Source organism: Mycobacterium sp. NGS64, assembly GCF_059812245.1.
Genome location: NZ_JCALCI010000002.1, coordinates 468,050 through 489,114, shown reverse-complemented (window position 1 = coordinate 489,114; position 21,065 = coordinate 468,050). Strand labels below are relative to the sequence as shown.

Annotated in this window: 16 protein-coding genes and 1 pseudogene; 6 read left to right on the top strand and 11 right to left on the bottom strand. The window is 69.6% G+C overall.

Translation table 11 applies throughout. The features are described 5' to 3' along the window. Window positions 1-9: 9 nt before the first annotated feature. Both AC5Y4S_RS10665 and tap read right to left on the bottom strand, forming a co-directional pair. A complete protein-coding gene (locus AC5Y4S_RS10665; protein WP_500032552.1) occupies window positions 10-1,377 on the bottom strand; it encodes an FAD-binding oxidoreductase in 1,368 nt (455 codons plus the stop codon). 9 nt (window positions 1,378-1,386) lie between these two features. Next, window positions 1,387-2,628 carry a multidrug efflux MFS transporter Tap gene (tap, locus tag AC5Y4S_RS10660; RefSeq protein ID WP_500032551.1) on the bottom strand — a complete coding sequence of 414 codons (1,242 nt, stop codon included), beginning with the start codon at window positions 2,626-2,628 and terminating at the stop codon, window positions 1,387-1,389. A 62-nt stretch (window positions 2,629-2,690) separates the two neighbouring features. Here tap and AC5Y4S_RS10655 point away from each other — a divergent pair, with 62 nt between their 5' ends. The 3 genes from AC5Y4S_RS10655 (at window position 2,691) to AC5Y4S_RS10645 (ending at window position 5,798) form a co-directional block, all read left to right on the top strand. Beyond that, window positions 2,691-3,518: a uracil-DNA glycosylase gene (locus AC5Y4S_RS10655; RefSeq protein ID WP_500032550.1), complete on the top strand. Its 828-nt coding sequence runs from the start codon at window positions 2,691-2,693 to the stop codon at window positions 3,516-3,518. Next, window positions 3,515-4,633: an FAD-binding protein gene (locus AC5Y4S_RS10650; RefSeq protein WP_500032549.1), complete on the top strand. Its 1,119-nt coding sequence runs from the start codon at window positions 3,515-3,517 to the stop codon at window positions 4,631-4,633. Before AC5Y4S_RS10655 ends, AC5Y4S_RS10650 begins: the two co-directional genes overlap by 4 nt. 133 nt (window positions 4,634-4,766) lie before the next feature. Next, on the top strand, window positions 4,767-5,798 hold the full coding sequence (locus AC5Y4S_RS10645; RefSeq protein WP_500032548.1) for an LLM class flavin-dependent oxidoreductase: 1,032 nt from the start codon (window positions 4,767-4,769) through the stop codon (window positions 5,796-5,798). Here the strand turns inward: AC5Y4S_RS10645 and AC5Y4S_RS10640 are convergent. The 3 genes from AC5Y4S_RS10640 to AC5Y4S_RS10630 form a co-directional block, all read right to left on the bottom strand. Beyond that, complete coding sequence (locus AC5Y4S_RS10640; RefSeq protein WP_500033288.1) at window positions 5,795-9,691, bottom strand: diguanylate cyclase domain-containing protein; 3,897 nt, start codon at window positions 9,689-9,691, stop codon at window positions 5,795-5,797. The genes AC5Y4S_RS10645 and AC5Y4S_RS10640 overlap by 4 nt on opposite strands. A 135-nt stretch (window positions 9,692-9,826) precedes the next feature. Then, a complete protein-coding gene (locus AC5Y4S_RS10635) occupies window positions 9,827-10,276 on the bottom strand; it encodes a nitroreductase family deazaflavin-dependent oxidoreductase (protein WP_500032547.1) in 450 nt (149 codons plus the stop codon). 4 nt (window positions 10,277-10,280) lie between these two features. Next, window positions 10,281-10,715 (bottom strand): HIT family protein, encoded by a 435-nt coding sequence (locus tag AC5Y4S_RS10630; RefSeq protein ID WP_500032546.1) that lies wholly within the window; start codon window positions 10,713-10,715, stop codon window positions 10,281-10,283. 37 nt (window positions 10,716-10,752) lie between these two features. Here AC5Y4S_RS10630 and AC5Y4S_RS10625 point away from each other — a divergent pair, with 37 nt between their 5' ends. The 3 genes from AC5Y4S_RS10625 to abmR all read left to right on the top strand — a co-directional run bounded on the left by AC5Y4S_RS10625 (window position 10,753) and on the right by abmR (window position 14,108). Continuing rightward, the gene (locus AC5Y4S_RS10625) at window positions 10,753-12,144 is read left to right on the top strand and encodes an amidase (protein WP_500032545.1); all 1,392 of its coding nucleotides are present in this window, start codon (window positions 10,753-10,755) and stop codon (window positions 12,142-12,144) included. 10 nt (window positions 12,145-12,154) lie between these two features. Continuing rightward, window positions 12,155-13,282, top strand: coding sequence for an adenylate/guanylate cyclase domain-containing protein (locus AC5Y4S_RS10620; protein WP_500032544.1), 1,128 nt, complete (start codon window positions 12,155-12,157; stop codon window positions 13,280-13,282). Between the two features lie 241 nt (window positions 13,283-13,523). Further along, a complete protein-coding gene (abmR, locus tag AC5Y4S_RS10615) occupies window positions 13,524-14,108 on the top strand; it encodes an ATP-binding transcription factor AbmR (RefSeq protein ID WP_500032543.1) in 585 nt (194 codons plus the stop codon). A 17-nt stretch (window positions 14,109-14,125) separates the two neighbouring features. Here the strand turns inward: abmR and AC5Y4S_RS10610 are convergent, their stop codons facing one another. The 6 genes and pseudogenes from AC5Y4S_RS10610 to AC5Y4S_RS10585 form a co-directional block, all read right to left on the bottom strand. Next, entirely contained in the window at window positions 14,126-16,012 is a 1,887-nt protein-coding gene (locus AC5Y4S_RS10610; RefSeq protein ID WP_500032542.1) for a serine/threonine-protein kinase PknH/PknJ, read from the bottom strand. 88 nt (window positions 16,013-16,100) lie between these two features. Further along, window positions 16,101-16,666: pseudogene (locus tag AC5Y4S_RS10605) on the bottom strand (class I SAM-dependent methyltransferase). A 74-nt stretch (window positions 16,667-16,740) separates the two neighbouring features. Then, window positions 16,741-18,450, bottom strand: a complete 1,710-nt coding sequence (locus AC5Y4S_RS10600) for a serine/threonine-protein kinase (RefSeq protein ID WP_500032541.1) — start codon at window positions 18,448-18,450, stop codon at window positions 16,741-16,743. 74 nt (window positions 18,451-18,524) lie between these two features. Further along, window positions 18,525-19,238, bottom strand: coding sequence for a C39 family peptidase (locus AC5Y4S_RS10595; RefSeq protein ID WP_500033287.1), 714 nt, complete (start codon window positions 19,236-19,238; stop codon window positions 18,525-18,527). A gap of 182 nt (window positions 19,239-19,420) precedes the next feature. Further along, complete coding sequence (locus AC5Y4S_RS10590) at window positions 19,421-19,753, bottom strand: DUF732 domain-containing protein (protein WP_500032540.1); 333 nt, start codon at window positions 19,751-19,753, stop codon at window positions 19,421-19,423. Between the two features lie 93 nt (window positions 19,754-19,846). Further along, complete coding sequence (locus AC5Y4S_RS10585; protein ID WP_500032539.1) at window positions 19,847-20,980, bottom strand: BTAD domain-containing putative transcriptional regulator; 1,134 nt, start codon at window positions 20,978-20,980, stop codon at window positions 19,847-19,849. Between the last annotated feature and the right edge of the window lie 85 nt (window positions 20,981-21,065).

The window sequence follows — 21,065 nt, the reverse complement described above, 5'->3', positions numbered from 1 at the left end:
CGACGTGCGCTAGATGGCCGCGCCCGGGTTCAGGATCCCGAGCGGGTCCAGCGCCCGCTTGATGCGCTGGTTCAACTCCATCACCTCGGGGCCGAGGTAGCCGTCCAGCCACGGCCGCTTCAACCGGCCCACGCCGTGCTCACCGGTGATCGTGCCGCCCAATCCGACTGCCAGGTCCATGATCTCGCCGAAGGCGAGGTGCGCGCGCTCGGTCATCGCGGCGTCGGCGGGGTCGTAGACGATCAGCGGGTGGGTGTTGCCGTCGCCGGCGTGCGCGATCACCGAGATCATCAAATCCCGTTCCGACGCGATGCGCTCGATCCCGGAGACCAGCTCGCCCAGCGCCGGCAGCGGCACCCCGACGTCCTCCAGCAGCAGCGACCCCTTGGCCTCCACCGCGGGGATGCAGAACCGCCGGGCGGCCACGAAGGCCTCGCCCTCGTCCGGGTCGTCGGTCGAAAACACCTCCGTGGCACCGTTTTCGGCGAACACCTCGGCGATCACCGCCGCATCCTCGCCGGACGCGCGGCCCCGCTCGTCGGAACCGGCCACCAGCATCGCGGCCGCCCCGCGATCCAGGTCCATGCGCAAGCTGTCCTCGACGGCGTTGATCGCCACCGCGTCCATGAACTCCAGCATCGAGGGGCGAAGCCGCGCAACGACTCCCAGCACGGCGTCGACGGCCGAGCTGACCGAGGCGAACGTCGCGACCACCACACTGGACACGTTCTGCGCGGGCAGCAGCCGCAGTGTCACCTCGGTGACGACGCCCAACGTGCCCTCGCTGCCCACGAACAGCTTGGTCAGCGAGAGCCCCGCGACGTCCTTCAGCCGCGGCCCGCCCAGCCGCACCGCGGTGCCGTCGGCCAGCACCACCTGCATGCCCAGCACGTAATCGGTGGTGACGCCGTACTTCACGCAGCACAAGCCGCCGGCGTTGGTCGCGATGTTGCCGCCGATGCTGCAGATCTCGAACGACGACGGGTCGGGCGGATACCACAGCCCGTACTCGGCGACGGCCTTTTTCACCTCGGCGTTGAACAGGCCCGGCTGGCAGACCGCGGTGCGCGTGACCGGGTCGACGGTGATGTCGCGCATCTTCTCCGTCGACAACACGATGCCGTCGTCGACCGCCGTGGCCCCGCCGGACAGGCCGCTGCCGGCTCCCCGCGTCACCACCGGCACCCGGTGCGCGGTGGCCCAGCGCAGGACCGTCTGCACCTCCTCGGTGCGCCGCGGCCGCACCACCGCCAGCGGCTTGCCGGCCGACGGGTCGAAGGCGCGGTCCTGGCGGTAGCCCTCGGTGATGGTCGGGTCGGTGACCACCATCCCGTCGGGCAGCTTGGCGATCAGCTCGGCCAGGGCATCGGCAATCACGAACCGATCCTACGGCGAGGGATCGGCCGCCAACTCCGGCGCGCGGTCCAATTCCCGCAGCGACGGCAGACCGCAGGCGACCAGGCCGACCAGCAGGATCGGCACCGCCAACGCCAGGAACGTCGTCCGCAGCCCGGCGGCGTCGGCGAGCGGACCCGCCACCAGCAATCCCAGCGGCCCGGCGGCGTACATCAGGCCCGTCATCACGCCCACCACCCGGCCGCGCAGATGCTGCGGGGCCCGGGTTTGCATCACGTAGTTGTAGATCGGCTGGATCGGCCCGTAGACCAGGCCGGTGATCCCGCAGAGCACCAGGATCACCGGGAGCGGCGGCAGGAACGCGATGCCGACCGTCGCCGCGCCGAAGGTGAGGGTCGCGGTCAGCACCGCCGTGCGTCGCCGGGTGTGTTTCGACAGCGCGGCGTAGCCGAGCGCGCCCGCCACGCCCCCGACCCCGAGGGCCATCAGCGCCCAACCCAGCTGGGCCGGTTGATGGTGGTCGGAAAAGTACTTGGGAAACAGCACGCTTTCCATCGGCAGGTATAGCGCGGTCACGACCAGGTCGATCAGGCCCAGCGTGCGCAACACCCGCAGGTTCCAGACGAATCGCAGGCCCTCGGCGATGCCGGACACCAACCCCTCGGGTCGGGTGGCCTGGTGTGGCCTGCCAGCGCCCTCGAGCCGCAGCACCGCAACGGCCAGGAAGGACAGCCCGAACAACCCCGCGGTCACCCACATCGTGTTGATGCCGCCCACCGTGGCGATCATCAGGCCGCCGATGCCAGGGCCCACGATGTATGCGAGGTTGAGAATCGCCTCGTAGATGCTGTTGGTGCGGTCCAGCGACCAGCCCGCGCGGGCGGCGGCCTCCGGCAGCATCGACTGGCGCGCCGTCGTGCCGGCGGGATCGAAAGCGGCGGCGAGGAACGCCAGCACGGCCAGCTCGACCAGGTTGATCGCGGCGGCGCCGAAAAACCAGGCGGTCAGCGGCACGGCGGCCACCGCCGCGCAGGACAGCGAATCGGAGACCAGCGAGACCCGGCGGCGCCCGAAGTAGTCGACCGCGGTGCCGGCGACCAGCGTGGACGCCACCAGGGGCAGCGTCATGCAGGCGGCGACGATCGACGCGTCCTTGGCGCTGTCGTGGTGCTGCAACGCCAGCCACGGGAACGCGACTATCGAGATGCCGGTACCCGCAGTCGCCATCAGCGTGGCGAACAGGATGAGGAACGTCGGGCCGCCGCTTTTCATGGGATATCGCGGCTGAATCTAGCGCCAACGCGGCATTGGCGGCGACCGATTTTTTGCGGCTAATGCAGGATGTTCATGTGCTCGCCCACCCCAAGACCGGCCAGGCGTTCGGTTCCCCGGTTCCGCCCGGCGCCGGATGGCCGGGTGATCCGGCGACACCGCATACGCCGGTGGCCGCCGACCCGACCCAGGTTGCCGCGCTGGCGGCCCAGGCCGGTTCGATCGCGGAACTGGACGCCGCGATCAGCGTCTGCCGGGCCTGCCCGCGGCTGGTCACCTGGCGCGAGGAGGTCGCCGTCATCAAGCGCCGGGCCTTCGCCGACCAGCCCTATTGGGGGCGGCCGGTGCCGGGCTGGGGATCGGAGCGGCCCTGGCTGCTGATCGTGGGGTTGGCGCCCGCCGCGCACGGCGCCAACCGGACCGGACGGATGTTCACCGGCGACCGCTCCGGGGACCAGTTGTACGCGGCGCTGCACCGGGCGGGTCTGGTCAACCAGCCCACCAGCGTGGACGCCGCCGACGGGTTGCGCGCCAACGGGATTCGGATCGCCGCGCCGGTGCGCTGCGCGCCGCCGGCCAACGCGCCGACGCCGGCGGAGCGGGACACCTGCTGGCCGTGGCTTCAGGCCGAGTGGCGGCTGGTTTCCGACGACGTCCGCGTGATCGTGGCCCTGGGCGGGTTCGCCTGGCAGATCGCGCTGCGACTGCCCGGCCTGTCCGGGCTGCGCAAGCCGAGGTTCGGCCACGGCGTCGTGGCGGAACTGGAATCCGGCGTGCGATTGCTCGGCTGCTACCACCCCAGCCAGCAGAATATGTTCACCGGTAGGTTGACTCCGGTAATGCTGGACGACATCTTCGTGGACGCAAAGAGGTTGGCAGGAATCACGTGACCGACATTCTGGTTTCCGGTGCGAGCGTGGCCGGTATGACGGCGGCGTATTGGCTTGCCCGCCAAGGCTATTCGGTCACCGTGGTGGAACGGCATCCCGGCCTGCGGCCGGGCGGCCAGGCGATCGACGTGCGCGGTCCGGCGCTGACGGTGCTGGAACGGATGATGTTGCGGGCGGCCGCCGACCACGCGCGGACCAGGATCCGCGGGGCGTCCGTCGTCGACCGCGACGGCAACGAGCTGTCCGAGGACATCGCATCGACGCCCACCGGCGGTCGCCATTATATGCCCGACATCGAGCTGCTGCGCGACGACCTCGTCGAATTGCTCTATGACGCAACAAAATTGGACACCGAATACATCTTCGACGACAGCATCACCGCGCTGGAGGATGACGGCACCGCCGTCAAGGTGACCTTCGAGCGCGCCGCGGGCCGCAGCTTCGACCTGGTGATCGGCGCCGACGGATTGCATTCCAACGTGCGCCGGCTGGTCTTCGGCCCGGAGGCGCAATTCGTCGAGCGGCTGGGCACCTACGCGGCGATCTTCACCGTGCCGAACTTCCTCGACCTGGACTACTGGCAGACCTGGCATTACGGCGAGGCCACCATGGTCGGCGTCTACAGCGCGCGCAACAACACCGAGGCCCGGGCCATGGTCGGCTTCATGGAGGCCGACCTGCGGATCGACTACCGCGACACCGAGGCGGTGTTCGCCGAGCTGGAGCGGCGGATGGCCGACGACGGCTGGGTCCGCCCGCAGCTGCTGCAGTACATGCGCAGCGCGCCGGACTTCTACTTCGACGAGATGTCGCAGATCAAGATGGATCGCTGGTCGAAGGGCCGGGTGGCGCTGGTCGGCGACGCGGGCTACTGCTGTTCCCCGCTGTCGGGGCAGGGGACCAGCGTGGCGCTGCTGGGCGCTTACATCCTGGCCGGCGAGCTCGGCGCGGCCGGTGGCGACTATGAAAAGGGCTTCGCCACCTATCACGCCGAGTTCCACGACTACGTCAAGCGCAACCAGTGGCTGGTGATCGACAACATCCCGGGCGGCGCGCCCATCCCGCAGGAGGTGTTCGACCGCATCGTCAACTCCCTCACGCTGAAGGACTACTAGCCGCGTCCCGTTTCGCGTGTGAATCCTGGGCGCGAAAATCGCCGGTGGAATCCCGCCCTGGGTACACACCGAAAGCCCTGAGTGCACGCGCAAACGCGGGAACGTTCGCAGGCAAAATGGCGTTGACGCCATCGTGCGACTTTCCGTCCTTGACCTCGTGCCGGTCCGCAGCGACCAGACGACCGGCGACGCGCTCGCGGCCACCGTGCAGCTGGCGCAGGCCGCCGACCGGCTCGGCTTCACCCGCTACTGGGTCGCCGAACACCACAACATGCCGTCCGTGGGCGCCACCAGCCCGCCGGTCCTGATCGCCTACCTGGCCGCGCAGACCACGCAGGTCCGCCTCGGCTCGGGCGGCGTGATGCTGCCCAACCACGCGCCGCTGGCGGTCGCCGAGCAGTTCGCCCTGCTGGAGGCGGCCGCGCCCGGCCGCATCGACCTGGGCATCGGGCGCGCGCCCGGCTCCGACCCGGTAACGTCGTACGCGCTGCGCGGCAGCCGCGGCGATGAAGACATCGAGCGCTTCCCCGACTACCTCGACGACGTGGCCGCGCTGATGAGCGCGCGCGGCGTGGTGGTGCCCCTGCGGTCGGGGGACTATCGGCTGAAGGCTACCCCGGCGGCCGCGAGCGAACCGCGGCTGTGGCTGCTGGGCTCGTCGATGTACTCGGCGCACCTGGCCGCGGCCAAAGGGCTGCCGTACGTGTTCGCGCATCACTTCTCGGGCCAGGGCACCGAGGAGGCGCTCGAGGTGTACCGCTCGCGATTCAAGCCGAGCGCGCTGACGCCCGAGCCGGTGACGTTCTTGACGGTCAACGCCGCGGTGGCCGAAACCCGCGACGAGGCAACGGCTTTGATGCTGCCCAACCTGCAGATGATGGCGCGGCTGCGCACCGGCCAGCCGCTCGGGCCGGTGCCGCTGGTCGAGGAGGCCGAGGTGGCACAGCTCGGCCCCGAGCAGCAGCGCATCGTGGAGAGCGGACTCAAGCGGGCCGTCCTCGGCACGCCGGAGGAGGCCGCCGAGCAGGTGCGCGCGCTGGCCGACCGATTCGGCGTTGACGAGGTGATGGTGCATCCGGTCGCGTCGGCCCACCTCGGCACCGATCCCGCGACCGCGCCCGCGCGGGTCGCGACGCTGGAGCTGCTCGCCAAGGAGCTGTTCTAGTCGGTCACACCCGCCTGAGACGTAGTACTGGGCGCGTGCTCGGCGATCCAGTCGCGCAAGTCGTTCGCCGGCAACGGCGGGCTGTGCACGAAGCCCTGGGTGATGGTGCAGCCGTATCGCCGCACCGCGCGCAGGGTCACCTCGTCTTCGACGCCCTCGGCCACCAGGTCGGCGCCCAGGCTGCGGGCCAGGGCCACCGTCGACCGCACGATCGCAACCGATCGCGGGTCCTGGGCCAGCCGCGCCACGAAGATCCGGTCGAGTTTCAGCTCGTCGACCGAGACGTCCTGCAACCGCGCCAGCGACGACCACCCCGTGCCGTAGTCGTCGAGCGAGATCCGCACGCCGAGGCGCTGCAGCGCGGCGACGGTGTTGCGTGAGCGTGCCGAGTCGACCAGCGCGCTCTCGGTGATCTCGACGATGAGGGCGTCGGGGGGCAGTGCATGCGTGTGCAGCAGTCGCTCGATCGTGCTCACCAGGTCCAGGTCGAGCAGGTTGGTGGTGGACAGGTTCACCGCGACCGTCAGGGGCATGCCCTGGTCGCGCCACGACCGGACCTGCTCCAGTGCGATGTCGATTGCGCGGTTGGCCACCTGACGCATCAGGCCGCCGCGTTCGGCGGCGTTCAGGAATTCGTCCGGGAGCAGCAACCCGCGGCTGGGATGCCGCCAGCGCAGCAGCGCCTCGACGCTGTGAACACTGCCGTCGCTCGCGTTGATCTTTGGCTGGTAGTGCACCGTCAGCTGGTCGTCGTCCAGCAGCGCGACGCGCAGTTCCTCGACGAGGTTGGGGTCGTTGTCGCGGTACATCTCGTATGCCGAGTCATAGACCGCGATCCTGCTGACGGCCGATTTCGCGTGCGGGATCGCGATCTCCGCGCGGCTGAGCAGCTCCTGCGGATGATCGCAGTGGTCGGGGCAGAGCGCGATGGCGATGCGGGCATCGACCTGCACGGTGATCGGGTCGAGCGCGAACGGTTCGCTCAGCGCCTCGAGCAACCGGCCCGCCTGGGCGCGCGCGGCGATGAGGTCGGACCCCTCGCCGAGCAGGAGCGCGAACTCGTCCTCGCCCACCCGCGCCAGCAGGTCTTCGCGACGCACGCACCGCGCGAGCCGGTGCGCAACGTCGCGCAACAGCTCATCGCCGAAATGCTGGCCGACTGAGTCGTTGATCTCGTCGAACTCGTAGAGGTGCAACAGCAACAAGGCCCGCCGCGACGGCGTCCCGGGCGCGGACAGCGGTCCGACCGGCGCCGAGTCGGGCAGCCCGGTCAACGCGGTCGCCAGCGACCGCCGATTGGGCAGGCCGGTCAGTTCGTCGGTCATCGCCTGCTTGTGGTTTTCGGCCAGCATGCTGACGTCGCGGAAGGTCGCCGAGAGCCGCGCGGCGACCGCGACCAGGCTCAACGCGGCGAGGGTCGTTGCCAGCCTTGAGTTGTGACTCACGACGACGCCGAGCGCCACCAGGGTGCACGCCAGTGGCACTGCGTAGTAACCGAGCCCGCGTCGCGGTGCGGGCGGCGTCGACGACCACGGCGCCCAGCTGGCGATGGCCACCAGTAGCGACGCCGCGGGCCAGAGGGCGTCCAGCGTGGTGCCGACCCGGTAACTGCCCTCTGCTGTCTCGAAAAGGTACGCCGTGTCAGCGACGGCAAAGGCGACGAATCCAACGACGAGCAGGGCCCAGCGGAATCCCTTGCGCCAGCCTAGGATTGGCAGCATGCCGGCGGTCAGGGCCAACAGGACCAAGTCGCCCCACGGATAGACGAGGCCCACGAGCACGGCCGCCGGCGCGCGGATCGCGGCTGCGTGCATGGGCCCCGCCCGGAGCGCCACGCCCACCGCGGCCGCGGCGAGCGCGCACACCAGGGCATCGAGCCGGATCGGAAGCGGCACCACCTTCAGCCGCGATCGCATCAGCAATAGCAGCCCGGCATAGAGGAGCGGGTAGAACGCCAGATACTCCGGATCGGCGGCCGACGGGGACTGGCCGTCGGGAACCCATGCGGCGTAGACGATGTCACCCGCGGCCGACACGGCCATGCCGGTCGCGATCAAGGCCCAGGCGAGGCGATCGGCCGTAACGCGGTAGGCGCGAACGGCGATCAGCGCCGCGGCCGCCAGGTTCAGGGTGGGGTACAGGCATTTGGCGAAGAACGCGTTGCGTGCGACATCGGGAGCCACCACGCTCGTCACGGCGAAGGTGGCCACACCAATCCCCAACGCCGCCAAGGCGATCCGGATCGACATGGGGGGCCACCGCACACCGTCGGGGACGTCGTGCGGTCGGCCCCGAGGTGCCGTCGCGGCCTCGGCGATCGGCGCCAGCGACCGTGCCAGCCTCGTCTCCCTACCGAACGCGCCGGTGGTTACCCGGTCGACGCTCGGCGGCGTGGGCTCCGCCGACTCGGCCAACTGGGGGAACGCATAGGGGAACGGCAGGTCCGGCACGAATCCCCGAATGCACTGTCCGCCTTCGCGTTTGGCGGCATACATGGCCAAGTCGGCGTACTGGAGGAGCTGGTCCACGGTGCAATTCGACGCCGCCGTGGCGACCGTGTAGCCGATGCTGGGCCTGACCTCGATGGGAACGCCGTCGATCACGATCGGGGTGCCGAACGCCTCGAGCACGCGATCCGCGGCCGCCTGCGATTCCTCGACCGAGGCCTCGATGAGGACGGCGAACTCGTCGCCGCCGAGGCGCGCCACCAGGGTGCCGGCATCCTCCAGCGCGGCGGTGAGCCGGCCGGCCACCCGGACGAGGAGCTCGTCGCCGGCCGGATGCCCGAGGGCGTCGTTGACCGACTTGAAGTTGTCGAGGTCGAGGCACAGCACCGCGATCGGCCCACCCTCGAGGCGTTGCCGCGCGACGGCCTGTTCCAGGCGATGCAAGAAGTGTGCGCGGTTGGCCAGCCCGGTCAGGCTGTCGCGGAACGCTTCCCGCGCGACTTCGGACAGCAGGCCCTGGTTTTCCACCAACACGATGAACTGCCGGGCGAGCACCGCGGCGACCAGGATCCCCAGTGCGGCCAGCATCGGCCCGTGCGCCATCAGGTTCACCGCCTGACCCAGGCCGACGGCGGCGGCAAGCATGAGCGGCAGGTAGGGCAGCCAGAGCAGGGCGGGCGACATGATCTCGGTCCGTGCCGGGTCCGTGGCTGTCTCGTGCACGCTGGCCAGGCCCGCCAGCGAGAGCAGTGCGAATCCGGCGACCCGCCCCAGATCGGTCAGGTCGCCCAGGTGATAGCTGCCCACTCCGGTTTGGAAAACCATCGCGATGTCTGCAGTGGTGATGGTCGCGATGCCGGCCGCCAGCAAGCCCCGGCTCGGCAGGTCGTTGGAGCGGATCCGGGACAGCATCAGGATTGCCGTCGTCAGCAGAACGATGTCGGCGAAGACCTCGATGAGTGTCGCAAGCCGCGAGCCGGTGTTCTCGCGTAGTTGTTGGTCGAGGACGAACACCCACGAGATGACGAACAGCGAGGTCGCCACGATGAGGCCGTCCAGCACCAGGCGCCGGGGGCTGTGGCGGGATAGATGCGACAGCAGCGCCAAGGAGACCATCGCGCCGAGCGGGTACAAAGTGAACACGGCCTCCGCGGCGGCGGGATGGGTGGCGTGCTCGATATCCGGACGCACCTCGTACACCGACCACAGGACCTCACCCGCGGCCCAGCCGAGCAGGCCGACCACCAGCGCCAGCCATCCGACTCTGCGGCGCCCGGTAGAGAAGCGGGCCGCGTAGCCGGCAGATGCGGCCGTCACCAGCAGGCACAGCGCGAACACGGTTTCGTCCACTGGCCGGGTCCCGTACGCGCCGCGCCATCTATTCACCGACGAGGCGACAACCAGCACCGCCGCCGTGCCGTAAACAGCGACGAGGAGCCAGCCCATGCGCCGGGACAGCCCGAACCGCCGCCACGGATTTCCCGTCCAGCGTGTCATACCCGCTCCAGCCGATCCCGCGCTTCGTCGCGCGCTACAGGAGAATAAACCGCCGCGGGGCTATGCGGGCGGACGCCGCGATATTCACCGCGGGGTCAATAAGAAGACGGGGATAGGCCGTGACGTCCGGGTCTGATAGCCGCTGTAGCGGTTGCTGTTGTTTCTGTTGACCAGCTCCCACAGTCGCGCATAGTCGGGGTCGTCGGGGCCGACTTTCCGTGCGGTCACGCCGATGCGCTTGGCGCCGACGTTGATCTCGCAGTCGGGACGCTTCAGCAGGTTGTGATACCACCCGGGGTTGTGGTCGTCGCCGCCCTTGGACGCGACGATCACGTACGAGTCGCCGTCCTTGGCGTAGGTCAGCGTGGTGGTGCGCTGCTGGCCGGTCTTCGCGCCGACGGTATGGAGCAGCAGGCTGGGCGGCATCCCCGGTATCTGGTGGCCGATCCTGCCGTCGGTCTTGCGGTAGATCGTGTCGTGCAGGCGCAGGAACGGGATAAGCACGAATTGTTCTAGCGGGGTCAGATTGCTCATGAGCTCAGTCTGTCTGACTCGCGTCGATCCGGGCCATCGCGTCCCGCAAGATCTGTGCGGTGGCCTCCCGTTCCGGGTCGCGCCGCAAGAGCATCCCCTTGGCGAACGACAGCTTGTCGCCGTTACGCCGCGGCAGCACGTGCAGGTGGATGTGCATCACCGTCTGGAAGGCGGGGCGGCCGTCGTTGATCGCGATGTTCGTCGCGTCGGCCAACTCCGTTGTCCGCGCGGCGCGCGCGACCCGCTGGCCGATGGTGGCCATGTCGGCGAGGGTCTGCGGCGGGGTGTCGGTCAGGTCGACGGTGTGCCGTTTGGGGATCACCAGCGTGTGGCCGCGGGTGAACGGTCGGATGTCGAGGATCGCCAGGTACCCGTCGTCTTCGTAGATCCGGTGGGCCGGGGCATCGCCGGCGACGATCGCACAGAACACGCAGGACATGTCGCCCACGGTACTGATCGCCGGATACGCTGCGGCGGTGGACGCTCGCGAGGTGGCCTTTGCCGGCGCGGCCGAACAGGCCCGGATGCTGGCCGACGGCGAACTGACCGCGCCGGAATTGCTCGAAATCTATCTGGACCGGATCGCGCGGCTGGACAGCGAGTTGCGCTGCTATCGCGTAGTGCTTGCCGACACCGCGCGGTACGAGGCGGCGGTGGCGCAGGAGCGCCTCGACGCGGGGGAGCGGCTGCCGCTGCTCGGGGTGCCGATCGCGATCAAGGACGACGTCGACGTCGCGGGCGAGGTGACGGCGTGCGGCAGCGGCGGGCACCGCCCCGCGGTGACGTCCGACGCGGAGGCGGTGCGGCGGCTGCGCGCCGCGGGCGCGGTCGTCATCGGCAAGACCAATGTGCCCGAGCTGATGATCTTTCCGTTCACCGAGTCGCTGACCTTCGGGGCCACCCGCAACCCGTGGGACCTCAGGCGCACCCCGGGTGGCAGCAGCGGCGGCAGCGCGGCCGCGGTGGCCGCCGGGTTGGCGCCGCTGGCGCTGGGATCCGACGGCGGTGGGTCGATTCGCATCCCGTCGTCGTGGTGCGGGTTGTTCGGCGTGAAGCCGCAGCGCGACCGGGTGTCGCTGGAGCCGCACGACAACGCGTGGCACGGGCTGAGCGTCAACGGCCCGATCGCCCGATCGGTGCGCGACGCCGCGACGTTCCTGGACGCGACGTCAACCATCCCGGGTCCGGAGGGCGAGTTCGTCGCCGCCGCCGCCCGCCACCCCGGCCGGCTGCGAATTGCGTTGAGCACCAAGGGCCCAATGCCGGTCCCCGTCCGCGTCGGCAAGGCGCAGCTGGCCGCCGTGCACGAGGCGGGTGCGTTGCTGCGCGAGCTGGGGCACGACGTCGTCACCCGCGACCCCGAGTACCCGCCGGCCGCGGTGCTGACCAATTACCTGCCCCGCTTCCTGCGCGGCATCAGCGACGACGCGGACGCCCAGGCGCACCCCGAACGCCTCGAAGCCCGCACCCGCAGCCTGGCGCGCGCCGGCGCGCTGTTCTCGGACCGCAGGATGGACGCGATCCGCGCCGCGGAGCCCGCGGTGGGCCGCCGGATCCAGGCGATCTTCGACGACGTCGACGTCGTCGTCACGCCGGGCAACGCGACGGGGCCCCCGCGGGTGGGCGCCTACCGGCGCCGCGGCGGCATCTCGACGCTGCTGCTGGTGGCGCAGCAGGTTCCCTATTTCCCGATCTGGAACCTGACCGGTCAGCCCGCCGCGGCCGTGCCGTGGGACCTCGACGGCCACGGGTTGCCGATCGCCGTGCAGCTGGTCGGCCGGCCGTACGACGAGGCAACGCTGCTGTCGCTGTCGGCGCAGATCGAGGCCGCCAGGCCATGGGCCCACCGGCGCCCGCCGGTGTCATAGGGGAGGCCGAATGCCCGACGCCGCCGAGGAGAACATCGACGATCTGCTGGAGGGGCTCGAGGGCGCCGCGCGCGCCGAGCGGGCGGAACTCGTGCGGTGGCTGCTGGACCAGGGCATCACGCGCGAGGAGATCCGAAGCACCAACCCGCCCCTGCTGCTGGCCACCCGCCACCTGATCGGCGACGACGGGACCTACGTCTCCACCCGGGAGATCAGCGAGACCTACGGCGTCGACCTGGCGCTGCTGCAACAGGTGCAGCGCGCCATCGGGCTGGTGCGGGTCGACGACCCCGACGCGGCCGTGCACATGCGCGCCGACGGCGAGGCCGCCGCCTTCACCCAGCGCTTCGTCGAGCTGGGCCTGGATCCCGAGCAACTGGTCCTCGTGGTCCGGGTGCTCGCCGAGGGCCTGTCCCGCGCCGCCGAGGTGATGCGGTACGCCGCCCTTTCGACGATCATGCGGCCGGGCGCCACCGAGCTGGAAATCGCCCAGGCGTCAAAGGCTTTGGTCAGCGAGATCGAGCCGATCCTCGGCCCGATGATCCAGCACATGCTGTTCATGCAGCTGCGGCACATGATGGAGACCGAGGCCGTCAACGCCGCCGAACGGGCCGCGGGCAAGCCGCTTCCCGGCGCGCGCCAGATCACCGTCGCCTTCGCCGACCTTGTCGGCTTCACCCGGATCGGCGAAGTCGTGTCGGCCGAGGAGCTGGGGCAGCTGGCCAACCGGCTGGCCCACCTCGCCCGGGACGTGACCGTCCCGCCGGTGCGGTTCGTCAAGACGATCGGCGACGCGGCCATGTTCGTCTGCCCCGAGCCGCTGCCCATCCTGGACGTCGTGCTCAAGCTCGTCGAGGCCGTCGACACCGACAACGACTTCCCCCGGCTGCGGGCGGGGGTGGCCTCCGGCATGGCGGTCAGCCGGGCCGGCGACTGGTTCGGCAGCCCGGTCAACGTGGCAAGCCGGGTCGCCGCCGTGGCGCGACCGGGCACCGTGCTGGTCGCCGATTCGGTCTGGGAGGCCCTCAACGCGACCGGTCACAACGGGAACCTGCAGGGTTCGTTCGCCGGTGCGCGCCGCCTCAAGGGCATCAAGAACGAGGTGAAACTTTTCCGGGTCCGCCGCGGCGACGCATAGGCAGGCCCGGGCGACTCTAGGGGGCGTTTGACGCTTAGGTCGTACGCGGCTGGTTTCCTACCCCGTTTCCCAGCGCTTCGAATCGGTCGCTTCCGGGCCTGCTTCGCTACCAAAAATACAACTCCGAACAGCCCATATCAACGGTTTTTCTCCCATCAGAAGGACCCGGCGCCCGCCCCGCCGGCGTTCGCCCCCGGTGAACGTCATTCCGTTACATGTGTAACGGTGTAATCATGTAATCATGAAGACCCACCACACCCACGGGCGGCGCTACGGCCGCCCGGGCGGCTGGCAGCAGGCCCAGCAGCCCGACGCGAGCGGCGCGGCGGAATGGTTCGCCGGACGCCTACCGGAAACCTGGTTCGACGGCGACCCCACCGTCATCGTCGACCGCGAGGAGATCACCGTCATCGGCAAGCTGCCCGAGCCCGCGGGCTCCGGCGAGGAAGAGAGCGAGGCCCGCGCGGAAGGCCGCGTGTCACGGTTCCGCGAAGAGACCCGTTCGGAGCGCATGCGCATCGCCGACGAGGCGCAGGATCGCTACGGGCGCAAGGTTTCCTGGGGCGTCGAAGTCGGTACCAAAACGGGCACCGAGCGAATCCTGTTCACCCACATCGCCGTACCGGTGATGACGCGCCTGAAGCAACCCGAGCGTCAGGTGCTCGACACACTGGTCGACGCCGGCGTCGCGCGGTCGCGCGCCGACGCGCTCGCGTGGACGGTCAAGCTGGTCGGCGAGCACACCGAGGAGTGGCTGGCCAAGCTGCGCGACGCCATGTCGGCGGTCGACGACCTGCGCGCCGAGGGCCCCGACCTGCAGTCGTAAACCGCGGTGCGCCTTGGCTATTCGTTGCCGACCTTGGCGAGGATCTTGTCGGTGATCTGCCCGCCCTGATCGGTGATGTGGTAACCGCAGGCGTTGACGTCGACGACGACGTTGTTGGCCACACCCATCGCGCGCTGGCACTCCCAGCCGTCGGCGCCTTCCTGGGTGTCCATGATGGTGATCTTCGGCGGGCTGCCGTTGAGTTGGGCGAACGTCCACCGGTATTGCTTGCTCTTGTTCGTCACCGTGACCGTCTTGCCGGCGCAGCCCTTCCACTTGTCGGACGACGCCTGGACGAACGCCTTCGCCTTGTCGGCGGACGGGAATGCGATGGTGGCCTGGTTGACCCAGTGGTCGTAGTTGTCGCCGGATTCCGAGGACACCAGCCCGCTCACACCCGTGTAGCCGGTCCCCGCGTACACCGGGTCCTGGCTGGTGTAGAGCGCCCCCAGGCAGTTCGGCAGCGACAGCGTCACCGTTGAGGTGTCCATCGACGTGATGGGCTTGCCGGGCGTCATCTCCGAGGAGCCCATGATGCTGTTGATCCCCGACGGATCCAGCAGCAGGGCGCTGAGCCGGTCGGGCGATACCGGTTCCGGGGGCGGCGGCGCCGGCTTGGGCTTCAGGATCAGCCACGCCCCGACCCCACCGACGGCCAGGACGACCACGACCGCGACGGCGGCGACGATCGGCCACGGGTTGCGTTTGGGCTTGGCGGGCGGCTGATTCCACGACGAGGACGCCGGCCCGGTGAACTGCGGCGGCGGGCCGCCCCAGCTGCCGCTGCCGCCCTGGTAGTACGGCGGGGTGGCTTGGTTCGCTCCGGGAATGGGCCCGCTTTCGGGGGCCCACGGCGGCGGCGTCTGGGCGGCCTGTGGAATGGGACCGGACGCGGGATAGCCCTGGGCGGGCGCCGGCGGCGGGGTGGTCACCTGTTGTGGCTGGGGCGGGGTCACGGGCGGGGCTGCCACCGTGGGGCCGGGGACGTCCGCGGTGCTGGCCTCGGCGGTGGCCGGCAGCGTGGCTTCCTGGCTGCGACGCACGATGTTGTTGGCGTGGTCTTGGTCCGGGTCGCTGAGGGCCTCGTGCGCGGCCAGGGCCAGGTCGCCCGCGCTGGCGTAACGGTCTTCGGGCTTCTTGGCCATGCCGCGCGCGATCACCGCGTCGAACGCCTTGGGGATGCCCGAGCGAACGTCGCTCGGCTTCGGGATGGGGTCCAACAGGTGCGCGTGGACCAGGGTGCCGGCGCTGTCGGCGCGGTAGGGCGGCGATCCGGTCAGCGCCTCGTGCAGCACACAGGCCAGCGCGTAGATGTCGGCGCGGTAGGTGACCTCGTCGTTCGAAAACCGTTCCGGCGCCATGTATTTCCAGGTGCCCACCGCGGTGCCGAGCTGGGTCAGCTTTTCGTCGGTGGTCGCGCTGGCGATGCCGAAGTCGACGAGGTAGGCGAAGTCGTCTCGGGTGACCAGGATGTTGGGCGGCTTGACGTCACGGTGCATCACCCCGGCGGCGTGGGCGGCGTCCAGGGCGGAGGCGATCTGGGTGATGATGGCCACCGCGCGCGGCGGGGTCAGCGGGCCGAACCGCTTGAGCAGGGTGTCCAGGTCGACGCCCTCGATCAGCCGCATCTCCATGTACATCTGGCCGTCGATCTCGCCGTAGTCGTGGATGGGCACCACGTGCGGTTCCTGCAAACGGCCGGCGATGCGGGCTTCGCGCTTCATCCGCTCGCGAAACACCGGGTCCTTGCTGAACGTGTCGGACATCAGCTTGACGGCGACCGTCCACTCCTTGACGGTGTGCTCGGCCTCGTAGACCTCGCCCATCCCACCGCGGCCCAGCAGCCGTTTCAGGTGATACGGCCCGAACATCGAGCCCACCCGTGAGGCCTGCGCGTCGCTCATCCCTGACCCTCCAAACCAACCCCGGACCCGCCGACCATACCAACACCCGCCGACCCCAGCGGCCAACCGCGAGCACCCGGCTCAGCAATCACGACGGTAGCCGCCGACAGTCCCATCGGAGGAGGTAACGCCAAAACAGCAGCCGGCGCACGCGGGCCCCGGGCAGGGTGGCGGCCGCGACCGCGCGGGCTTCGCGGGTGGTCAGCGGCGCATCGAGGACCTTCGGCATCGCCTCGTTGACCGGGTCCAACCGGTACCAGCCGCCGAAGCCGGACGCCCGCAGCGCGGCGAAGAGCGCGCCCAGCGCCCGATCGGCCACCGCCGCAACGACTTCGGTGGGCGCCTCGCGGGGCAGATCGGTTCGCGGCAGGACCACCGCGGCCAGCACGCCGCCCGGGCGCAGTGCCGGCGCCAGGTGCCGAAGCGCCTCGTCGAGGGGCAGGTGGTGCAACGCGGTGATCGACACGATCGCGTCGTAATGATCCGCCGGCAAGGGCATTTCCAGCACGTCGGCGAGGATGGGGCGACATTGGCCGGGGCGCGGCGCCGGGCCGCCTCGACCATCGCCGCCGACTTGTCGACCGCGTCCACGTGGTCGGCTCGCTCGGCCAGGCGCGCCGCGAATGCTCCCGCGCCGCAACCGACGTCGAGCACCCGTCCGCACCGCGGCGGCAGCTGGTTCAGCAGCAGCCGTTGGTAATACGCGTTGTGGTCCCAGTCAAGCGTCACTACGAGTGCGCGGCCCACCACTTGTACAGCTGATCGAGGTTCGGCCCCTGGGTATCGCCGCCGACAACCGCGAACACCAGGGTCTGCTGGTTCGTCCACAGCACCTTCGGCTGATCGCCCTTGTAGTGGCCGCAGGCGATTTGACCGAGGATGGTGTTCGGGTCCTTGTTGTGCCACCAGGTGCCGGGCGAGGCCTTGTCGCCCGGGCACTTGACGATCGTGTCGGTTCCGGTGAATTCGGTGAACGCCTCCTGCACCGTTTGCAGGTCCGGGAACAGCGCGTAGGACGAGATCGTGGGGCCGTTGGGGTCGGTGTTTGGCCCGCACGAGACGGACACGATCGCACCCGCCATCGGTTGGGGGTCTGGCGTGCACGTGCCGGGTGGGTAGCCCGCGGGCAGCAGGCCCAGCAGCTTGCTCGCGGCGGCGGGCGGCGCGGTGGACGTCGGCGCCGGGGTGGTGTGGGTGGTCGTCCTCTTGGTCGTCGTGGTCGCGGTCGTGGTGGTGGCCGCGTTGGGGGTCTCGTTGTCGTCGTGCCCGACGGCCATCGAGATGCCGATCGCCGCGGCCACCAGGACGACGACGGCGGCGGCCGCGCCGGCGACGATGGGCCACGGGTTGCGTTTGCGCGACGGCGCCGGCGGATGCCCATAGCCGAAGGGGGGCGGGCCGGCGAACTGCGGCGGCGGACCGGCCCACTGGGGTTGGTGCGCCGCACGATTGGGCGCGGGTGGGGCCGCGCGCGGGATGGGTCCGCTGTCGGGAGCCGGGCGCTGCGGCGGCGCGGGCCGAACGACGCCTTGGGGTCCCTTGAGTCCCGGCAGCGTGGACTCCTCGCCGTGGCGCAGGATGTTGACCGCCTGCGTCTGGTCGGGGTTGGTGAGCGCGTCGTGGGCGGCCCGCGCCAGGTCGCCGGCGCTGCGGTAGCGGTCTTCGGGCTTCTTGGCCATGCCGCGCGCGATCACCCCGTCGAAGGCCCGCGGGATGCCCGAACGCTTGGCGCTGGGCTGGGGGATGGGCTCCAGCATGTGGGCGGAGACCAGCACCCCGGCGCTGTCGGATTGGTAGGGCGGCGACCCGGTCAGGCATTCGAACAACACGCACGCCAGCGAGTAGATGTCGGCGCGGTAGTCCACCTCGTCGTTCGAAAACCGTTCGGGCGCCATGTATTTCCACGTGCCCACCGCGGTGCCGAGCTGGGTCAGCTTCTCGTCGGTCTTGGCGCTGGCGATGCCGAAGTCGACGAGGTAGGCGAAGTCGTCGCGGGTGACCAGGATGTTGGGCGGCTTGACGTCGCGGTGCGTCACCTCGGCGGCGTGCGCCGCGTCCAGCGCCGAGGCGATCTGGGTGATGATGGCGACCGCGCGGGGCGGCGACAGCGACCCGAACTGCTTGAGCAAAGTCCCGAGATCGGTGCCCTCGATGAGGCGCATCTCCAAATACATTTGCCCATCGATCTCGCCGTAGTCGTGGATGGGCACCACGTGGGGTTCCTGCAAACGGCCGGTGATGCGGGCCTCGCGGCGCATCCGCTCGCGGAACACGGGGTCGCTGCTGACCGATTCCGACATCAGCTTGAGCGCGACGGTCCACCCTTTGACGGTGTGTTCGGCCTCGTAGACCTCGCCCATTCCGCCGTGGCCGAGGGCCCGCTTGAGTTCGTAGGGTCCGAACATCGTCCCCACCCGCGAGCCCGGCGCCCCGCTCATCGATCCTCCCAACAACCGCGACCCGCCGACCATATCAATCCGTTCCGATCTGGCCGGCCGGTCGCAGCAGGCACTCAGTTATCGCTGGCGGGGTTGGTGACGACCATCGTCTCGCCGCTGGCGTCCCACGCCTTGAGGAAGAGCGCCATCGGAATCTTCGAGTCGCGACCCGCGTGGATGCCGCTGTCGTTCAGGTGGACGACGTTGGTCACGGTGTCGACGCCGATCACCACCACCGCGTGGTCACCGCGCGGGTTCCCCAGCTCGTCCGCCGCTTCGACCGGCACTCCCCAGATGAGTTCGGCGTTGACGCCGACGATCACCTTGTGGCCGGCACCCAGTTCGCGCTCGAGGCCCTCCATGCCGGTAAGGAAGCCGTCGGCCGGAGCGTGCTTCTTGTCAGTGGCCACAGACCCGATTTGGTACCGGGCCAGCAACGTCGGGATGTCCGCAGGGGTGGTGCCATTGCCCGAATTGGGGTTGTGGGTATCGGCGGGCTTGGTGTAGATCGAGCCGGGATGATGGGCGCTCGGGGTCGATTGGGCCATCTTGATGATGGCCTCCTCGGAGGGCTCTTTGCCGGTGACCTGACCGATCACGTCGGCGCTCGCCATCAGTACGCAGTCGTCGTATTTCTGGTAGCGCCACCACTTGGCGGCGGCGGCGGGGTCGCCGTACATGGTGCCCGCGACGGCGCCCGACGGTGCGGCCACTCCCAACGCGACGGCTGCGGCCACCACCGCGAGGGTGGCGGCTTTGGCGACGTTGGCGATCTTGCTGGTCTTCAGGGTCTTCACTGCTTGTCCTTTCCTCGTTCCGCTTGATTGCGGTTTGGTTGAGAAAAGGTTCCGATATCCGCCTTGTCGTAATCTCAATGAATCCTTGAAAAGATCGGTGCGGCAGCACTTTTGGATCAAACGGAGAATGGGGGACCCCGTGATCGGGATCCCCCATTCGGGTGGGCGGGTTGTCAGGTCAGTTGGCTGGACAGCTGCGGGCAGTAGGCCTGCGCCGCGTCGACGACGAAGTAGGCGGCCTGCTTGGTGGTGAGGTTCGTCTGGCTCAGCACCTCGGTGGCGACGTCCGTCCCGGTCTTGCCGGCGGCCAGCTCCTTGCACACCTGGTGGCCTTCCTTGATGGCCTCCTGCGGCGAGGTGAAGGTGACGCCGAGGCCCCTCATCTCCGTGATGAAGGCGTCGTCGGCCGTGCTGGCCCCGGCGGCGCCGGCGGTGGCGATCGCCAGCCCGGCGGCGGCGGCGCCGATGGCCGTGGTGACGACTGCGGTGATGCGGGGAGAGAACATGGTCGAGATCCTTTGCTGTGGGTTTGGCCCGTTGGTGTGCTCAGCTTCGGGCCCCACCCTTGGAGGATTCTCAACGAAATCTTGATGCCCGCGTTACCCCTGGCTGACCTCGAACGTGAACTCGTGCTCGCCGATGCGGATGCGGTCGCCGTCCTGCAGCGGGGTCGCCGAGCGGATGCGCTCGCCCTGCACCTGCACGCCGTTGGAGGAGCGCAGGTCGTTGATGACCCAGCTGGTGCCGGTGTCGACGATGACGGCGTGGTGGCGGCTGACCTTGGGGGTGTCCAGCACGATGTCGTTGGCGCTGAGGCGCCCGATGCGGGTCGCCGCCTCCTGCACCGGATAGCTTCGCCCGCCGACTTCACGCAGATGCGCGACGGCGTTGCGCTCGGAAACCCTGGTGTGCTGATCCATGACCGTCTGCGTGACCGCGGCGGTGGTCACGGCGATCTTCTTGACGTCCAACGGCTCCTGGCGCAGGATCCGCTCGTTGAGGGCGCGCAGGTTCGGGCCCGGGTCGATGCCCAGCTCGTCGGCGAGCGTCTCCTTCACGCGGCGGTAGGCCGCCAGCGCGTCGGATTGGCGCTCGGTGAGGTAGTAGGCCGTGATCAATTGGGCCCACAGCGGCTCGCGGTAGGGGTGCTCCGCGGTCAGCGCCTCGAGCTCGGTGATCACGGCAAAGGCGCGTCCGCAAGCGATTTCGGCCTCCGCCTTGGCCGTGTGCACCAGAATCTTCTCCTCGACGAGGGAGGTGGCGTAGGTGTCGACGAACTGGAAGTCGCGCAGGTCCTCGAGCACCGGGCCGCGCCATTCGGCCAGCGCCGCCGACAAATGCTTGCTGGCCTGTTCGAACCGGGACGCGGCGGCCGCGTGCACGCCCGCGGTCTTCTCGGCGATGAATCGCCCGATGTCGCAAGCATTGTCGGGGATGCTGAGGCGGTAGCCCGGGGGCGCGGCGGCCAACACCAGTCGCGGGTCAATCCCAGCACCGCTGAGCAGCTTGCGCAGGTTGGACACATAGGAGTGAATGCTGGCCCGCGCCCCCGACGGCGGCGACTCCTCCCACAGAGCCGTGATGAGCCGATCGACGCCGACCGGGCTGTTGCGATTCATCAGCAGCATGGCCCCCACGGCCCGCTGCTTGGGGGTGCCGAGGGGAACCAGGGCCCCGTCGACGCTCATTTCCAGCGGCCCGAGCAGACCGAACTCGGGGCGTTTGTCCACCATCGCGCGTCACACCCTCCCGTCTTCCGCGGCGTTGCGTTCATTGATTGTCATACGAACTCCGCGAATTCGGTAACACCCCAACGCG

What these genes read in the sequence shown, in the direction of transcription:
- tap (WP_500032551.1), bottom strand. Translation starts at nt 2,628, where the DNA reads ATGAAAAGCGGCGGCCCGACGTTCCTCATCCTGTTCGCCACGCTGATG.
- AC5Y4S_RS10655 (WP_500032550.1), top strand. Translation starts at nt 2,691, where the DNA reads ATGCAGGATGTTCATGTGCTCGCCCACCCCAAGACCGGCCAGGCGTTC.
- AC5Y4S_RS10640 (WP_500033288.1), bottom strand. Translation starts at nt 9,691, where the DNA reads ATGGGCTGGCTCCTCGTCGCTGTTTACGGCACGGCGGCGGTGCTGGTT.
- AC5Y4S_RS10635 (WP_500032547.1), bottom strand. Translation starts at nt 10,276, where the DNA reads ATGAGCAATCTGACCCCGCTAGAACAATTCGTGCTTATCCCGTTCCTG.
- AC5Y4S_RS10630 (WP_500032546.1), bottom strand. Translation starts at nt 10,715, where the DNA reads ATGTCCTGCGTGTTCTGTGCGATCGTCGCCGGCGATGCCCCGGCCCAC.
- AC5Y4S_RS10620 (WP_500032544.1), top strand. Translation starts at nt 12,155, where the DNA reads ATGCCCGACGCCGCCGAGGAGAACATCGACGATCTGCTGGAGGGGCTC.
- abmR (WP_500032543.1), top strand. Translation starts at nt 13,524, where the DNA reads ATGAAGACCCACCACACCCACGGGCGGCGCTACGGCCGCCCGGGCGGC.
- AC5Y4S_RS10610 (WP_500032542.1), bottom strand. Translation starts at nt 16,012, where the DNA reads ATGAGCGACGCGCAGGCCTCACGGGTGGGCTCGATGTTCGGGCCGTAT.
- AC5Y4S_RS10600 (WP_500032541.1), bottom strand. Translation starts at nt 18,450, where the DNA reads ATGAGCGGGGCGCCGGGCTCGCGGGTGGGGACGATGTTCGGACCCTAC.
- AC5Y4S_RS10590 (WP_500032540.1), bottom strand. Translation starts at nt 19,753, where the DNA reads ATGTTCTCTCCCCGCATCACCGCAGTCGTCACCACGGCCATCGGCGCC.
- AC5Y4S_RS10585 (WP_500032539.1), bottom strand. Translation starts at nt 20,980, where the DNA reads ATGGTGGACAAACGCCCCGAGTTCGGTCTGCTCGGGCCGCTGGAAATG.